This window comes from Qipengyuania sp. (assembly GCF_964227205.1).
Lineage (GTDB): Bacteria > Pseudomonadota > Alphaproteobacteria > Sphingomonadales > Sphingomonadaceae > Qipengyuania.
On the sequence record NZ_CAXQVB010000003.1, the window covers coordinates 245,531 to 260,214 of the forward strand.

Sequence of the window (14,684 nt, forward strand, 5' to 3'; positions counted from 1 at the left end):
CCGTTTATGGCGTTCCAATGCAGTTCCTGTCCGACAACGCAGCAGCCGTCCACCCCGCCGTCTGGGATGCCCTCAAGGCCGCCGATGCACCCGATTCCCCCTATGATGGGGATACGTTAAGCCACGCGCTCGACGAGCGTTTTTCCGCAGTTTTCGGTCGTCCGTGCACGGCATTGTGGGTGGCAACAGGGACCGCGGCGAATTGCCTTGCGCTGGCGACCATGGTCCCCCCGCACGGCGGCGTCGTGTGCCATGAAGAGGCGCATATCGAGGTCGACGAGGGCGGCGCGCCGGGCTTTTACCTTCACGGTGCCAAATTGATGCTGGCGCAGGGCGAGGGCGCCAAGCTGACCCCGGACGCGATCGGCGCGGTGATAGACCCGATCCGCGACGACGTGCACCAGGTCCAGCCGCATGCGATCTCGATCACCCAGGCGAGTGAGTATGGCTGCAGCTATCGTCCGGACGAGATCGCCGCGATTGCCGGGGTGGCGCGCAAGCGCGGGCTCGGCTTCCATGTCGATGGCGCGCGCTTCGCCAATGCCGTCGCCTTTCTCGATTGCGCGCCGGGCGAGGCCGTCGGCCCGGCCGATGCGCTGAGCTTCGGCTGCATCAAGAACGGCGCGATGAGTGCCGAGGCGATCGTATTCTTCGATCCCGCGCTGGCCGATGTCGCGCGCTATCGTCGCAAGCGCGCCGGGCACCTGCAATCGAAGGGACGCTTCCTCGCTGCCCAGCTGCACGCCATGCTCGATGGCGATCTCTGGCTGGCCAATGCCCGCCATGCCAACGACGCGGCACGCGAGATCGCGTCGGCCTGCGGCGAACGGCTGATGCATCCGGTGGAGGCGAACGAGCTTTTCGTCCGCTGCACCTCCGCCGAGCGCGACGCGCTGCGCCGGCATGGATTCGGCTTTTACGACTGGGGGGAGGATGCGGCGCGCTTCGTGACCGCCTGGAACACGCGTGAGGACGATGCGCGCGCGCTTGCCCGGGCGATCGCCGACCTGTGAGCATGTCCCCCGAAGGCGAGAGCCTCTTCACCCCGCGCAATTTCGCCGCCTTCCTGCTCGTCAGCGTGATCTGGGGCGGGACCTGGCTGGTGATCCGCGACCAGATCGCCAGCGTCCCGGCCAACTGGTCGATCGCGTACCGCTTCGTGGTGGCGGCGGCCGGCATGTTCGCGCTGGCGGCGTGGCGCGGCGAGCAGCTGGCGCTGACCAGAGGCGGGCTGCGATGGGCGCTGCTGCTCGGCCTGTTCCAGTTTACCCTCAACTTCGCCTTCGTCTACCAGGCCGAAGCGCACATCACCTCGGGCCTCGTCGCGGTGATGTTTGCGCTGCTGGTGGTGCCCAATGCCGTGCTCGGGCGCATCCTCCTGCACCAGCCGATCACCGGCGCCTTCGTCCTCGGATCGGCCATCGCCGCGGTGGGCGTGGCACTGCTGTTCGCGCATGAATGGCGGTCCTCGCCCGCCACGCTCGAAGAGGTCCTGCTGGGGGCTGGCCTTACGCTGTGCGGTATCCTTTCGGCCAGCGCGGCGAACATTACGCAGGCGATGGACGGAGCGAAGAGACAGCCCTTTCTCGCGCTGCTTGCCTGGTCGATGGTGGTCGGGGTGATCATTAATGCAGGGTTCGCGCTGGCCACCGAGGGCCCGCCGCAATTCGATCCGCGCCCGTCCTACGCGCTCGGCATCCTCTATCTAGGTCTGGCCGGATCTGTTGTGACGTTCCCGCTCTACTACGGTCTCGTACGCAAGGTCGGCGCGGGGCGGGCGGCCTACAGCTCGGTGATCGTGCCGGTGATCGCCATGGCCCTTTCGACACTGTTCGAAGGCTTCGTCTGGGGCCCATTGCCAGCGGTCGGGGCCGCAATCACACTGGCGGGCATGGTGGTCGCAATGCGCGGGCGGGCGAACGCGCCGCCGCGGCGCGCTACGCCCGAGCCCTGATTGCGGCGAGGCCTTCGCGATAGGTCGGATAGCGCGGAATCCAGCCCAGCAGGCGCCGCGCCTTGCCGTTCGCCACTCTCCGGTTTTCTGCATAGAAGCCGCGTGCCGTGGGTGACAGATTCGCTTCCTCGACCGTGACGAGCGGTGGCGGCGCAAGCCCCAGCAGGCGACAGGCCTCCTCGATCACCGCATTCTGGCTGCTCGGGAGATCGTCGGCGAGATTATAAGCCCCCGCCGGGGCTCGGGTGTCGACGGCGGCAACGACACCTGCCACGATATCGTCCACATGCACTCGGCTGAAAACCTGTCCCGGCAGGTCGATGCGGTGTGCTTTTCCCTGCTCGACCCGCTCGAACGCGCTGCGATCCGGCCCATAGATGCCGGGCAGGCGGAAAACGCGCGCGCCGAGAGCGAGCCAGCGCGCATCGCATGTTGCGCGCGCGGTGCGACGCCCCCCACCGGTCGGCGCCGCTTCGTCGACCCACGCGCCGCCGGTGTCGCCATAGACCCCGGTCGAAGAGAGATAGCCGAGCCATTTTCCGCCCAGCGCTGCACCGTATTTGTCGAGCACCGGGTCGCATGCGTCGGTGGGTGGGACCGAACTGAGCACATGGCTGGCATTCCGCAGCGCGGCAGCGACCCCGTCACGATCTGCAAAATCCAGATTGCCCGCGCTGCCCGTGGCGTCGACCTGCCAGCCGCGGTCGCGCAGGGCGTTTGCGCTGCGCGAGGCGGTATAGCCGAGACCGAAGATGAGCAGGCGGCTCATGCGATCACGCGCCGGAGCGCGCGCACGGGTGGTGCGGCAGTCGTATCGGGCATTGCTATCCTTCCCTGGCCACGCGCTGCTGGGACACCCCGGTGAATCTGTCAATCGGTCCACAGTGGCGGCCTGCCGAGTGAACACTTGTCATCGACGGGCGTTGAAGAAAATGACACAGCAACCTTCGAACCACGTCTGACAGGAATTCCATGGATATCGTTCGCACCGCCGCCACCGACGGCAATCCCGAAATGGCCGATGCGGCCGTCGAGCCCAAGGCGCCGTCCGAAATCCGGCGTGAGGATTACCAACCCTTTGCATGGCTGGTGCCCGAGACCCGGCTCGACTTCGAACTCGGGCTCGACTGCACGCGGGTGCGGGCTGGGCTGACCGTGGTACGCAACGACAAGGCGGCGCCCTCGCGGACCATCCGTCTCAATGGCGACGGGCTGGTTCCGACGAGCGTCACGGTCGATGGCGAGCCGACGCAGGCTTTCGCCATGGACGGCGACGATCTCCTGCTGACGCTGAGCGGCGAAGCGCATGAGATCGGCATCGAGACCGAGATCGATCCGAGCGCAAATACGCAGCTGATGGGGCTCTATGCCTCGAACGGCATGCTCTGCACCCAGTGCGAGGCCGAGGGTTTCCGCCGGATCACCTTCTTTCCCGACCGGCCCGACGTGCTCAGCACCTATACCGTGCGCATGAGCGGCCCCAAAGCGCAGTTCCCAGTGCTGTTGTGCAACGGCAACCGCACCGGTGCCGGCGAGGATGGCGATAGCCACTGGGCCGAATGGCACGATCCCTGGCCCAAGCCGTGCTACCTCTTCGCGCTGGTCGCGGGCGACCTGATCGCGCGCAGCGACAGTTTCACCACGATGAGCGGGCGCGAGGTCGAGCTCAACGTCTGGGTCCGCGAGGGCGATCTCGAGCGGACAGAGCATGCGATGGAAAGCCTCAAGCGTTCGATGAGGTGGGACGAAGAGGTTTTCGGGCGCGAGTACGATCTCGACCTGTTCAACATCGTTGCAGTCTCCGACTTCAACATGGGGGCGATGGAGAACAAGGGCCTCAACATCTTCAACACCAAATATGTTCTGGCCGACCCCGAGACCGCGACCGACAGCGATTACGACGCAATCGAAGGGGTCATCGGCCATGAGTACTTCCACAACTGGTCGGGCAATCGCATCACCTGCCGCGACTGGTTCCAGCTGAGTCTCAAGGAAGGCTTCACCGTGCTGCGCGACCAGCTGTTCAGCGCGGACATGGGTAGCGAACCGGTCAAGCGGATCGAGGATGTCCGCGTGTTGCGCGGCGCCCAATTCCCCGAGGATTCGGGGCCGCTGGCGCACCCCATCCGACCCGATTCCTATCGCGAGATCAGTAACTTCTATACCGCAACGGTCTACAACAAGGGTGCCGAGGTGATCCGCATGATGCGCACCATGGCGGGCGAGGAAGCCTTCCGCAAAGGCACCGACCTCTATTTCGAGCGCCACGACGGCGAGGCGGCGACTTGCGAGGATTTCGTCACGTCGATCGAGGACGGGGCGGGGCTCGACCTCACCCGGTTCCGCCGCTGGTATGCGCAGGCCGGTACGCCCAAGGTCGGCGTCAGCCTCGACCATGACGGCGATGTCGCGCGGCTCCGGCTCACGCAGACGGTGCCCCCGACCCCCGGCCAGCCCGAAAAAGAGCCCATGCCGATTCCGCTCAAGCTGGCTCTGTTCGACCGCGCAAGCGGCAAGCATCGCGGCGAGGAACTGGTGGTCCTCGACGAGGATAGCGCCGAATTCGCCTTCGATGGCTTCGCCGAGAAGCCGGTCCTGTCGATCAACCGGAGCTTTTCCGCACCGGTCCAGATCGAGCGCGCCGTGCCACGCGAGGAGCTTGTCTTTCTCGCCGCGCGCGATGATGACCCCTTCGCCCGTTACGAGGCGATGCAGGACCTGATGACCGGCTATCTCGTGGCGACCGTTTCGGGCGACCTCGGTGCCAATGAACGCGAGGCCGCCCGCGCCGACATCGCGCAGGCGATGCAGGCGGTAATCGAGGACGAGGCGCTCGACGATCTGATGCGCGGCGAGCTTATGTCGATGCCCAGCCAGGCCTATCTCGCCGAACAGATGCTGCTCGCCGACCCGGGCCGCATCCATGCCGAGCGCGAGGCGCTGAAGGCCGATCTGGGTGCACGGCTCGCGCCGCAATTGCACACGCTTTACGACCGCGCCCAAGAGGTTGCCTTCTCGCTCGATGCGGAAGCCAAGGGCGCGCGCAAGGTCAAGACGCTGGTGCTCGCCTACGCCGCCGCGAGCGATGCGGAGAAGGCCGCCGAGCTGGCGGCGTATCAATACGATCGCGCCGACAACATGACCGACCGGCAGGGCGCGCTGATGGTCCTTGCCGGGCTCGACAGTGGTGCGCGCACGGGCAGGTTGCTCGACTTCTACGAACGCTACCGCGACAATGCGCTGGTGGTCGACAAGTGGTTCTCGCTCCAGGCGGCTTCGCTCCACCCGCAGGTGGTCGACCATGTGAAGGCGCTGCGCGACCATCCCGATTTCACCCTCAGGAATCCCAACCGGGTCCGCGCGCTCTACATGGCGTTCGCCGCCAATCCTGCCGCTTTCCATGCCGCCGACGGCGAAGGATACCGGTTGATCGCCGACCTCATCCTCGAGCTCGATCCGATCAACGCGCAAACCGCAGCGCGGTTCGTCCCCCCGCTCGGTCGCTGGCGACGGATCGAACCGGGGCGTTCGGCCCTGATGCACCGGGCGCTCGAACGGATCGCAGCGGCGCCCAAGCTCTCGCGCGACACCTTCGAGCAGGTAACCCGCTCGCTGGGGTAGGGCACATGCACGACCATCTCGAGGGGACGTTACTGGCAGACGTCCCGCACGGTTTTTCGACCGAGCGCGCGCTCGATCCGGAGGTCATCCTGCCGGGCGCGGTGCTGGTCCGAGTGAAGCAGGTCCATGGCACCCGGGTGGTCGTTGCGGATCCCCAAGCCCCGGGGGCGGTCGAAGCCGACGGTATCGTGACCGATCGAAGCGGGCTGCTGCTGGGGATCGTGACTGCCGATTGCGCGCCGGTGCTGCTGGCCGATCCCAGCGCCGGCGTGATCGGGGCGGCGCATGCCGGATGGCGCGGCGCACAGGGGGGTGTGATCGAGAACACACTCGAGGCGATGATTTTGCTCGGAGCCGGTCTCGCCAATATTCGCGCGTCGATCGGCCCCACGATCGCGCAGCGCAGCTACGAGGTCGACGAGGGCTTTCGCGCTGCTTTTGCGCCGCAGGACGGGCGCTTCTTTGCCGCCGGGCGCGCGGACCGCTGGCAGTTCGACCTTCCGGCCTATGTCGCGCATCGGCTGGAGGCTGCCGGCGTACGCCAGGTCGAGGATCTGGCCGAGGACACCTATTCGCAGCCCGACAGGTTTTACTCCTATCGCCGCGCCACCCATCGCGGAGAAAAAACCGACGGCCGCCAGCTCAGCGTCATCGGCCTGCCCGGCTGAAGCCTGCCGCTGCGATAGCCCGCGCCTGCGCGCGGCAGGCCAAAATGGCGGTTGGCAACCTGCCCCAGAGCGGCTAGAGGCGCGTCCAAACCGGGCGTACCGGGGGCTTTCGCGCATGCATAATCTATCGCGTGCACCGTCTATCCCTCAGGCCGGTTCAAGGATTCGTAATCGCGCCAAAACCCGTCCGGGCGGCGGCGCTAGACCAAGGCAGGCAAGGCAAGGCGCTGATGGCAGACACCGCTGCAACCGCAACTCCCGAAACGGCAGGCGTGACCGATAACGGCATCCGTCGCCGCGATTTCCTCGACATCGCAGCCGTAAGCGCCGCCGGCATCGGCGGCCTCGCGGTCGTCTATCCGCTGGTCAGCCAGATGGCGCCGTCGAAGGACGTGCTCGCCGCCAGCTCGACAGAGGTCGATGTTGGCTCGATCGAGCCGGGAATGGCTATCAAGGCGATCTTCCGCAAGCAGCCGCTGTTCGTGCGCCGTCTGACGGCACAGGAAATCAAGATGGCGGAGGACGTCGCCGTTGGATCGCTGCGTGATCCGCAGACGCTCGAGGAGCGGACCAAGGAAGGTCACAAGGACATGCTGGTGACCATGGGTGTCTGCACCCATCTCGGCTGCGTCCCGCTGGGGGCCGCCGTGGGCGAGCCACGTGGCGAGTTCGGCGGTTATTTCTGCCCCTGTCACGGGTCGCACTACGATACCGCCGGACGTATCCGGAAGGGCCCGGCGCCGACAAACCTCGAAGTGCCGGAATACGCGTTCACCTCGGACACCGTCATCCAGGTCGGCTGAGCTTAGAGAGAAGAGACGAAACCATGAGCTTTCCCTGGGCCAAGGAATACACCCCGACCAACCCGGTCATGAAATTCCTCGACGAGAAGCTGCCGCTTCCGCGCCTCGTCTACAATGCCGTCGGAGCCGGCTACCCGGTCCCGCGCAACCTGTCGTATTTCTGGAATTTCGGCGTGCTCGCCGGCTTCTTCCTCGTGCTGCAGATCGTCACCGGTGTGGTGCTGGCGATGCATTACGCCGCCAATGCGCAGGTCGCCTTCGCGACGACCGAGCACATCATGCGCGACGTCAATTGGGGCTGGCTGATGCGCTATGCGCACGCCAACGGCGCCAGCTTCTTCTTCATCGTCGTCTACCTGCACATCTTCCGCGGCTTCTACTATTCTTCGTACAAGGCGCCGCGCGAGATGATCTGGCTGCTCGGCGTGGTCATCTTCCTGCTCATGATGGCGACCGCCTTCATGGGTTACGTGCTTCCCTGGGGCCAGATGAGCTTCTGGGGCGCGAAGGTCATCACCGGCCTGTTCGGCGCCATCCCCTTGATCGGCGAGCCGATTCAGGTGTGGCTGCTTGGCGGTTTCGCGCCCGACAATGCCGCACTGAACCGCTTCTTCAGCCTCCACTTCCTGCTGCCGTTCGTGATCGCAGGCGTCGTCATCCTGCACATCTGGGCGCTGCACATCCCCGGCTCGTCGAACCCGACCGGCGTCGAAGTGAAGAGCGAAAGCGACACGCTGCCCTTCCACCCTTACTACACGGCGAAGGACGGCTTCGGCCTGGGCGTCGCGCTGCTGCTCTATTTCGGCCTCGTGTTCTTCCTGCCGAACTATCTGGGGCACCCCGACAACTACATCGAGGCGAACCCGCTCTCGACCCCGGCGCACATCGTTCCCGAATGGTATTTCTGGCCGTTCTACGCGATCCTGCGTGCCTTCACCGCGGACTTCTTCTTCATTCCGGCCAAGCTGATGGGCGTGCTCGCCATGTTCAGCGCTATCCTGCTGTGGTTCTTCCTGCCCTGGCTCGACAAGTCGCCGGTGCGTAGCGGCCACTACCGTCCGCTGTTCCGCAAGTTCTTCTGGTTCGGACTGATCCCGGCCATGGCGGTGCTGTTCTACTGCGGCGGCGCTCCGGCCGAGGAGCCCTTCGTGATGCTCAGCCAGATCGCGACGGCCTACTACTTCCTCCATTTTCTGGTGATCCTGCCGATCGTCAGCCAGATCGAGAAGCCAGAGCCGCTGCCCTATTCGATAACCGAAGCCGTTCTCGGCTCCGACGACAAAGCCGTCCTCGGCGAAAACGCCACTCCGGCGGTCTGACCGAGAAAGAGAGACTTGAGATAATGAGCAAACTTCTCAGCATCCGCCTCGTAGCGATCATCGTCGGTCTCGGCTTCACCGTGGCCGTCCTGTGGGCCTTCGTCAGCGGTGCCCTTGCGGTCATCCAGGAAGGCGAACTCAAGCCGGCCACTGCCGAGCACGAGTTCCACGAGTATCCGAAGCAGTATGCCTGGTCGTTCGACGGCCCCTTCGGCAAGTGGGATACCGGGCAGTTGCAGCGCGGCTTCAAGGTCTACAACGAAGTGTGCTCGGCCTGTCACAGCCTCAACTACGTGGCCTTCCGCGATCTCGAAGCGCTCGGCTATGACGAGGGCCAGATCAAGGCCTTCGCGGCATCGAAGCAGGTTCCGGGCATCGATCCGCAGACCGGCGAAGCGACGTCGCGCCCCGGCCTGCCGACCGACTATTTCCCCTCGCCCTATCCCAATGCGGTGGCGGCGGCGGCGGCCAACAACAATGCAATCCCGCCCGATCTTTCGCTGATCACCAAGGCGCGCCACGACGGGACCAATTACGTCGCCTCGTTGCTGACCGGGTACCGCGAAGTCCCGGCCGAGCTGAAGAAGGAATTCCCCGACTTCGCGCTCTCGCCGACGGGGCACTACAATCCCTATTTCGCCAATCTCGGCCTGGCGATGGCACCGCCGCTGACCAGCGCGGGACAGGTGACCTACGACGACGGCACCGAAGCCACGGTTGAACAAATGTCCAAGGATGTTGCTGCATTCCTGGCCTGGACTGCCGAACCGACCATGGTGAAGCGCAAGCAAACCGGCTGGCCGGTGTTGATCTTCCTGCTCTTTGCGACCGTTTTGGCCTATCTGTCCAAGCAGCAGATCTGGGCAGCCGCGAAACGCAAGGACGACTGATCCGACGCACCGCAGATATGACGAGCGCCCCTTGCATCCACCCGATGCGAGGGGCGTTTCGATTCCGGGGAGCTTCCGAATGACACCTGCCGAAATCAAGGCGCTGGTCCGGACGATTCCCGATTTTCCCAAGACGGGGATCCAGTTCCGCGACATCACCACGCTGCTTGGCGATGGCCCCGGCTTCGCCGCCACGGTCGAATGGCTGGCGGGAGAGGTGGAAGGGGCCGAGGCGGTGGCGGGAATGGAGGCCCGCGGCTTCATCTTCGGTGCGGCAGTCGCGGCACGCCTGTGCCTGCCGTTCCTTCCGATCCGAAAGCCCGGAAAGCTTCCCTGCGCGGTGATCGGCGTGGATTACGAGCTCGAATATGGGCTCGACCGGCTTGAGATGGACCCCGGGGCGGTCCGTGCGGGCCAGAGCGTCGCGATCGTCGACGACCTTCTCGCGACTGGCGGAACCGCGCTCGCCGCCAGCGAATTGCTGCGGCTTGCAGGGGCGAGGGTGGACTGCGCTGCCTTCGTGATCGATTTGCCCGAGCTGGGCGGCAGCGAGCGGCTCTTGCGCGAGGGTGTCGACGTCAGGGCGCTGATGCAGTTCGCAGGGCACTGAGCTTCGATCACGGGGCTGGATAAATTTCGCATCTCGGGCATTGTTAGGTCTCGTGCCCTAGGGGGTGCGTGGATCCGCGGCCAACCGCGTAGCCAGAGAGGGGCATGGAACAGTCTTTAGTCATCGCGATGGTCGGCATGCTGGGCATTGGTGCGCAGTGGCTGGCCTGGCGCACGGGCTGGCCGGCCATCGTGCTGATGCTGGCCGCCGGGTTCCTTGCCGGCCCCATCCTCGGCCTGTTCGACCCCGAGCATGCATTCGGCGAACTGCTCGACCCGATGATCGCCATCGGGGTTGCGCTGATCCTCTTCGAAGGCGGGCTCAGCCTCGACTTTCGCGAATTGCGCCACGCCGGCGACGGCGTCTGGCGGCTGGTGCTGCTCGGCGGGCCGATCGCTTGGGTGCTCGGGTCCTTCGCCGCGCATTCGATCGGCGGGCTGGAGTGGCCCGTCGCGATCCTCTTCGCCGGGATCCTCGTGGTCACCGGTCCAACGGTGGTGATGCCGCTGCTGCGCCAATCCTCGGTCAAGACTCGCCCGGCGGCGATCCTCAAGTGGGAGGCGATCGTCAATGACCCGATCGGCGCGCTTTTCGCGGTCGTCGCTTATGAATATTTCCGCGCAGTCGCCGAATCGCCGGGCGCCGGACTGTTCGATGTGGTCCCGCCACTGGTCATCGCCGCGATCATCGCCGGGCTGATCGGCTATGTCGCCGCCGCCGCGATCGCATGGGCCTTCCCGCGCGGGACGATCCCCGAATTTCTCAAAGTCCCGGTCCTGCTCACATCGGTGATCGTCGTCTTCGTCTTCGCCAACCAGATCGAGCACGAAGCGGGCCTTGTGGCGGTGACGGTGATGGGCATCGCGCTGGCGAATATGAACGTGTCGTCGCTGCGCAGCATCCATCCGTTCAAGCAAAACATCGCGGTATTGCTGATATCGGGCATTTTCATCCTGCTCTCGGCCAGCCTCGAATTCGAAGAGCTGGCCTATCTCAACTGGAATTTCGGCCTGTTCCTGCTCGCGCTGCTGTTCCTGGTGCGCCCGGCCACGATTCTGCTCAGCCTGCTCGGCAGTTCGGTGCCCTGGAACGAGCGCCTCTTTCTCGCCTGGATCGCACCGCGCGGTATCGTGCTCGTCGCGATTTCGGGCCTGTTCGCACTGCGGCTCGAGGATATCGGCTATGACGGGACCGCGCTGATCGGGCTCAGTTTCGCGGTTGTGGTCGCGACCATCGTCGCCCACGGCTTCACCATCGACCTCGTCGCCCGCCTGCTCAATCTCAAGGGCAGCAACCGACCGGGCATCCTGATCGTCGGCAGTACGCCCTGGACGATCTCGCTCGCCTTGATGATGCAGGAACTCAAGGCACCGGTCATGGTGGTCGATGCAAGCTGGCAACGCCTCGCGCTGGCGCGGCAGAAGGGGTTGCCCTTCTACCACGGCGAAATCCTCAACGAGGCGACCGAACACAACCTCGACCTTTCGCCCTATGCGGTCCTGGTCGCAGCGACCGAGAACGAAGCCTACAACGCGCTGGTCTGCAATGAATTCGCCTATGAGATCGGTCGCGACACGGTGTTCCAGCTCGGCGATGCTGTCGATGACGACGATCGCCACGCGCTGCCCAGCAGCATTCGCGGCCGGGCGCTTTTCGAATCGGGCTTCGGTGTCGAGGACGTCAACGAGCGGCTCGCGCGTGGCTGGGTCTTCCGCAAGACCAAGCTGTCCGAGGAATTCGACTTCGACGCCGCCCAGGAGCGCCTGCCCAAAGGTGCCTCGCTGCTGCTGCTCGTGCGCGACAACGGAACGATTCGCTTCTTCACCCACGCTGCACGCCCCGAACCCAGGGCCGGCGATGTGATCGTCAGTTTCGCCCCGCCGCAGGAGCGCAGCGCGCAGGAGGCCGCTGCCAAGCGCGAACGCAAGCGCACCAAGACCGCCGAACAGGGAGGATGACATGACCCACCGGCTTGCCCTTGTCCTCACAACTACCGTCGCCAGCCTTGGCCTGGCTGCCTGCGAGGACAATCGTGGAGCTCCGCCCAAAGACGAGACCGCAGGCGAGAAACGCTCCATCTTCCGCCCCGAATTCCAGGTCGAACCGATCGAGGCTCTCGATCCGCAAGGCTCGCTCGAAACCCGCGTGCAATTTCCCGAGGGCGCGGACCTCACCGAAGCGGCGCGCGCCGAACTGGCAACGGTTCTCGCCTCGCCGCAGATCGCCGAAGGCGGGGCCATCGTCTTGCGCGGCCACAGCGACAGCGGAGGAAGCGACGACGCGAATATGCGGATCTCGCAGCAGCGTGCCGATGCTGTGCGCGACTGGCTCGTCGAGAACGGGGTGGCTGCGGACCGCATCACCGTTATCGCATTCGGCGAACAGAATCCGGAAAGGCCCAATGCCCTGCCGGACGGCTCGCCCGACGAAGCGGGCAGGGCAGCGAATCGCAGGGTGGAAATCGAGATACGCGGCAAGGTCGAGGCTGCTCTCGACAAGCCTCCGACGCTGGCCGAGAGCTTGGCGGAGGCAGCCGAGAAAGACGAGGCGAAAGCCGACCAACCGGCGCAATAGCGTGTTGACGCGGGCGCGACTTCGGTGGCATTGGCGCCTCACCCGGGCGGGTATAGCATAGTGGTAATGCTCCAGCCTTCCAAGCTGGCTAGAGGGGTTCGATTCCCCTTACCCGCTCCACTCCCACAAAGGCGCAGATGTTCCCGCCTCCGGGCCACGGCTCGCAGGAGAAATCCTTGCGTTCAAGGGGGATGGGCAAAAGCCGGGTGCACCATGCCTTTGGCGCCGTGCACCCGACCCTTGCGAACCGAAGGGCCGGTGCTGTTCGGCACCGTTCACGACGGACCGTTCGAATAGCGGTTGTTTCTCTTTTGCGACAGTCCCCCAGGCAGAGGACCACGCGGCGTTTCAGCCGACCACCGGCATGTTGTCGATCAGCCGGGTTCCTCCGATACGCGCGGCGACGAAAAGGCGGGTGCCCGGCGCCGCGCCCGCAGTCGGGGCAAGATTGTCGCCATGGCGCAGCTCGGCATAGTCGACGCTGTCGAATCCTGCCTCGAGCAGTTCCCCGGTCAGCGCGGGAAGCACCGAGTGCGCTGGGTCTCCGGCAGCGAGGCGCGCGATAGCGGCGCGCATCTCGCGCGGAAGCGCCGCCGCCGTCGCGCGCTGATCGGCGGAGAGATAGGCATTGCGGCTCGACATCGCGAGACCGTCGGCTTCGCGGACGATAGGGACGCCATGGATCGCCTCGACATGCGGAAGCGTCAGGTCGAGGTCGCGCGCCATCCGGCGGATTACCGCCAGTTGCTGCCAGTCCTTCTCGCCAAAAAAGGCTATGTCCGGCCGCACCTGGTTGAAAAGTTTGCAGACCACCGTGGCGACGCCGTCGAAATGGCCCGGACGGTCGGCACCGCACAGGCCCTCGCTGACACCTGCGACGGAAATATTGGTGGCATAGCCCTGCGGATAGACTTCCTCTGGCGAGGGAGCCCACAGAAGCCCTACGCCCTCAACCTCGAGCAGCGCCGAATCGAGGGCAAGCTGGCGTGGATAGGCATCGAGGTCCTCGTTCGCCCCGAACTGGCGAGGATTGACGAAGATCGATACCGCGACGTGGTCGGCAGCCTCGCGGGCTTCGCGTACCAGCGCCAGGTGACCCTCGTGTAGCGCCCCCATCGTCGGTACTAGGGCAAGGGTTCCGCTGGCGCGCAGCGCCTCGGTCGCAGGTCGAAGATCGGCGAGGGTGGTGACGGTGTGCAGCGTTCCTGCTCCTGCAACGACAAGGGGCGGTGCGACATCTGCCGCCCCGCCCTCAATGTTGCAAGCGCTGCCCGTTCAGCGCGCTTCGGGCGCCGCTGCCGCCGCATCCTCGGGCAGGCCGCCAAGCTGGGCCACCAGATCGGTATAGGCGTTGAGATAGGCGAGTACGATGATCTGTCCGATGGCGGTGTTCTCATATCCGCCAAAGCCACCCGCCGCGCCGCCGCCGCCGCCGAACAGGCCGCCACCCGCGGCCCAGCCGAGATCTTTCTTGCGGAAATAGCCTTCGACCAGCGCTTCCTCCACCGTGGTGCGGGCGTTGACCAGTGAGAGGACGACATTGGCTTCGCCCTTCTTGACCCGGATACCGCCCGCGAGCGCTCCTGCGGTGCGGCCGAACAATCCGCCGACCACGCCGCCGAGCAGCCCGCCGCCGCCACCCGAATTGCTGTTGGTGCTTACGATGTCGGGCTGGAGGAAATAGTCCGCCGTCACCACCTGGCCGAGGCCCGCGTTCTGGCCTTCCTGCAGTTCGCCCTGTTCCTGCAGCGCGCGTTCCATGGCGCGGCTGCGCATCGCGCCACCACGGTTGACCAGGGTGAAGCAGCCCGAGCGCTGGACGAAGACGCGGATGATCTGTTCCGGGCTGCCGAGGTTGAGCTCGCGCCACCATTTGTCGTCGGGTTCGACCACCGCGATCGTGCCGAGATTACGCGAGCATTGCGGAATTTCCATCGTTGCGCGGTCCTGGGCCTTGCGGCCGGACGAGCGGCCCTGGGCGAACACCGGTTCGGCCGCCACGCCGGTGATCGAGAGCGCGGCGAGCGCGGTGAAGAGTAGCTTTTTCATGTCCTGGGATCCCCTCTTTGGTTCGTCTCCGGCCGCCGGCTCTTGCCGATCGACGCTGGTCGAATGCGACCCAGGCAAGGCCGACATTATCAAATGATAGCGGGCAGGCTAGTACGCATCCGCCATTGTGGGTTATCCTGCGCCGCCGGGGGAGCACGCGTTGCCGCCGCGCCATGGGTTGGATAGGGACACCGCC

Annotated in this window: 13 protein-coding genes and 1 tRNA gene; 11 read left to right on the plus strand and 3 right to left on the minus strand. The window is 65.4% G+C overall.

The genetic code is table 11. From position 1 onward, the window contains the following. The first annotated feature begins 17 nt into the window (after nucleotides 1-17). Together ACEQZ0_RS08790 and ACEQZ0_RS08795 are read left to right on the plus strand one after the other, a co-directional pair. Nucleotides 18-1,013, plus strand: a complete 996-nt coding sequence (locus tag ACEQZ0_RS08790; RefSeq protein WP_370190432.1) for a low specificity L-threonine aldolase — start codon at nucleotides 18-20, stop codon at nucleotides 1,011-1,013. A gap of 2 nt (nucleotides 1,014-1,015) precedes the next feature. Continuing rightward, the gene (locus tag ACEQZ0_RS08795; RefSeq protein WP_370190891.1) at nucleotides 1,016-1,954 is read left to right on the plus strand and encodes a DMT family transporter; all 939 of its coding nucleotides are present in this window, start codon (nucleotides 1,016-1,018) and stop codon (nucleotides 1,952-1,954) included. On the opposite strand, the gene ACEQZ0_RS08800 is transcribed toward ACEQZ0_RS08795, so the two are convergent. Further along, entirely contained in the window at nucleotides 1,938-2,723 is a 786-nt protein-coding gene (locus ACEQZ0_RS08800) for an SDR family NAD(P)-dependent oxidoreductase (protein WP_370190434.1), read from the minus strand. The two genes, ACEQZ0_RS08795 and ACEQZ0_RS08800, sit on opposite strands and share 17 nt — an antisense overlap. A 203-nt stretch (nucleotides 2,724-2,926) precedes the next feature. Between ACEQZ0_RS08800 and pepN the strand changes: the two genes are divergently transcribed. The 9 genes from pepN (at nucleotide 2,927) to ACEQZ0_RS08845 (ending at nucleotide 12,559) form a co-directional block, all read left to right on the plus strand. Then, the gene (gene pepN, locus ACEQZ0_RS08805; RefSeq protein ID WP_370190436.1) at nucleotides 2,927-5,575 is read left to right on the plus strand and encodes an aminopeptidase N; all 2,649 of its coding nucleotides are present in this window, start codon (nucleotides 2,927-2,929) and stop codon (nucleotides 5,573-5,575) included. A 5-nt stretch (nucleotides 5,576-5,580) separates the two neighbouring features. Next, nucleotides 5,581-6,243 (plus strand): peptidoglycan editing factor PgeF, encoded by a 663-nt coding sequence (gene pgeF, locus ACEQZ0_RS08810; protein WP_370190438.1) that lies wholly within the window; start codon nucleotides 5,581-5,583, stop codon nucleotides 6,241-6,243. Nucleotides 6,244-6,473: 230 nt separating this feature from the next. Further along, entirely contained in the window at nucleotides 6,474-7,046 is a 573-nt protein-coding gene (petA, locus tag ACEQZ0_RS08815; RefSeq protein ID WP_370190440.1) for a ubiquinol-cytochrome c reductase iron-sulfur subunit, read from the plus strand. Nucleotides 7,047-7,069: 23 nt separating this feature from the next. Continuing rightward, nucleotides 7,070-8,365 carry a cytochrome bc complex cytochrome b subunit gene (locus tag ACEQZ0_RS08820; RefSeq protein ID WP_370190442.1) on the plus strand — a complete coding sequence of 432 codons (1,296 nt, stop codon included), beginning with the start codon at nucleotides 7,070-7,072 and terminating at the stop codon, nucleotides 8,363-8,365. 23 nt (nucleotides 8,366-8,388) lie between these two features. Beyond that, nucleotides 8,389-9,255: a cytochrome c1 gene (locus ACEQZ0_RS08825; protein WP_370190443.1), complete on the plus strand. Its 867-nt coding sequence runs from the start codon at nucleotides 8,389-8,391 to the stop codon at nucleotides 9,253-9,255. Between the two features lie 79 nt (nucleotides 9,256-9,334). Then, nucleotides 9,335-9,865, plus strand: coding sequence for an adenine phosphoribosyltransferase (locus tag ACEQZ0_RS08830; RefSeq protein ID WP_370190444.1), 531 nt, complete (start codon nucleotides 9,335-9,337; stop codon nucleotides 9,863-9,865). 104 nt (nucleotides 9,866-9,969) lie between these two features. After that, nucleotides 9,970-11,823 carry a cation:proton antiporter gene (locus tag ACEQZ0_RS08835; protein ID WP_370190445.1) on the plus strand — a complete coding sequence of 618 codons (1,854 nt, stop codon included), beginning with the start codon at nucleotides 9,970-9,972 and terminating at the stop codon, nucleotides 11,821-11,823. Between the two features lies 1 nt (nucleotide 11,824). Then, nucleotides 11,825-12,439: an OmpA family protein gene (locus tag ACEQZ0_RS08840; protein ID WP_370190447.1), complete on the plus strand. Its 615-nt coding sequence runs from the start codon at nucleotides 11,825-11,827 to the stop codon at nucleotides 12,437-12,439. Between the two features lie 46 nt (nucleotides 12,440-12,485). Continuing rightward, nucleotides 12,486-12,559, plus strand: a tRNA-Gly gene (locus tag ACEQZ0_RS08845). A gap of 228 nt (nucleotides 12,560-12,787) precedes the next feature. Here ACEQZ0_RS08845 and panC read toward each other — a convergent pair. Both panC and ACEQZ0_RS08855 read right to left on the minus strand, forming a co-directional pair. After that, a complete protein-coding gene (gene panC / locus ACEQZ0_RS08850) occupies nucleotides 12,788-13,639 on the minus strand; it encodes a pantoate--beta-alanine ligase (protein WP_370190892.1) in 852 nt (283 codons plus the stop codon). 75 nt (nucleotides 13,640-13,714) lie between these two features. Continuing rightward, entirely contained in the window at nucleotides 13,715-14,488 is a 774-nt protein-coding gene (locus ACEQZ0_RS08855) for a CsgG/HfaB family protein (RefSeq protein ID WP_370190449.1), read from the minus strand. Between the last annotated feature and the right edge of the window lie 196 nt (nucleotides 14,489-14,684).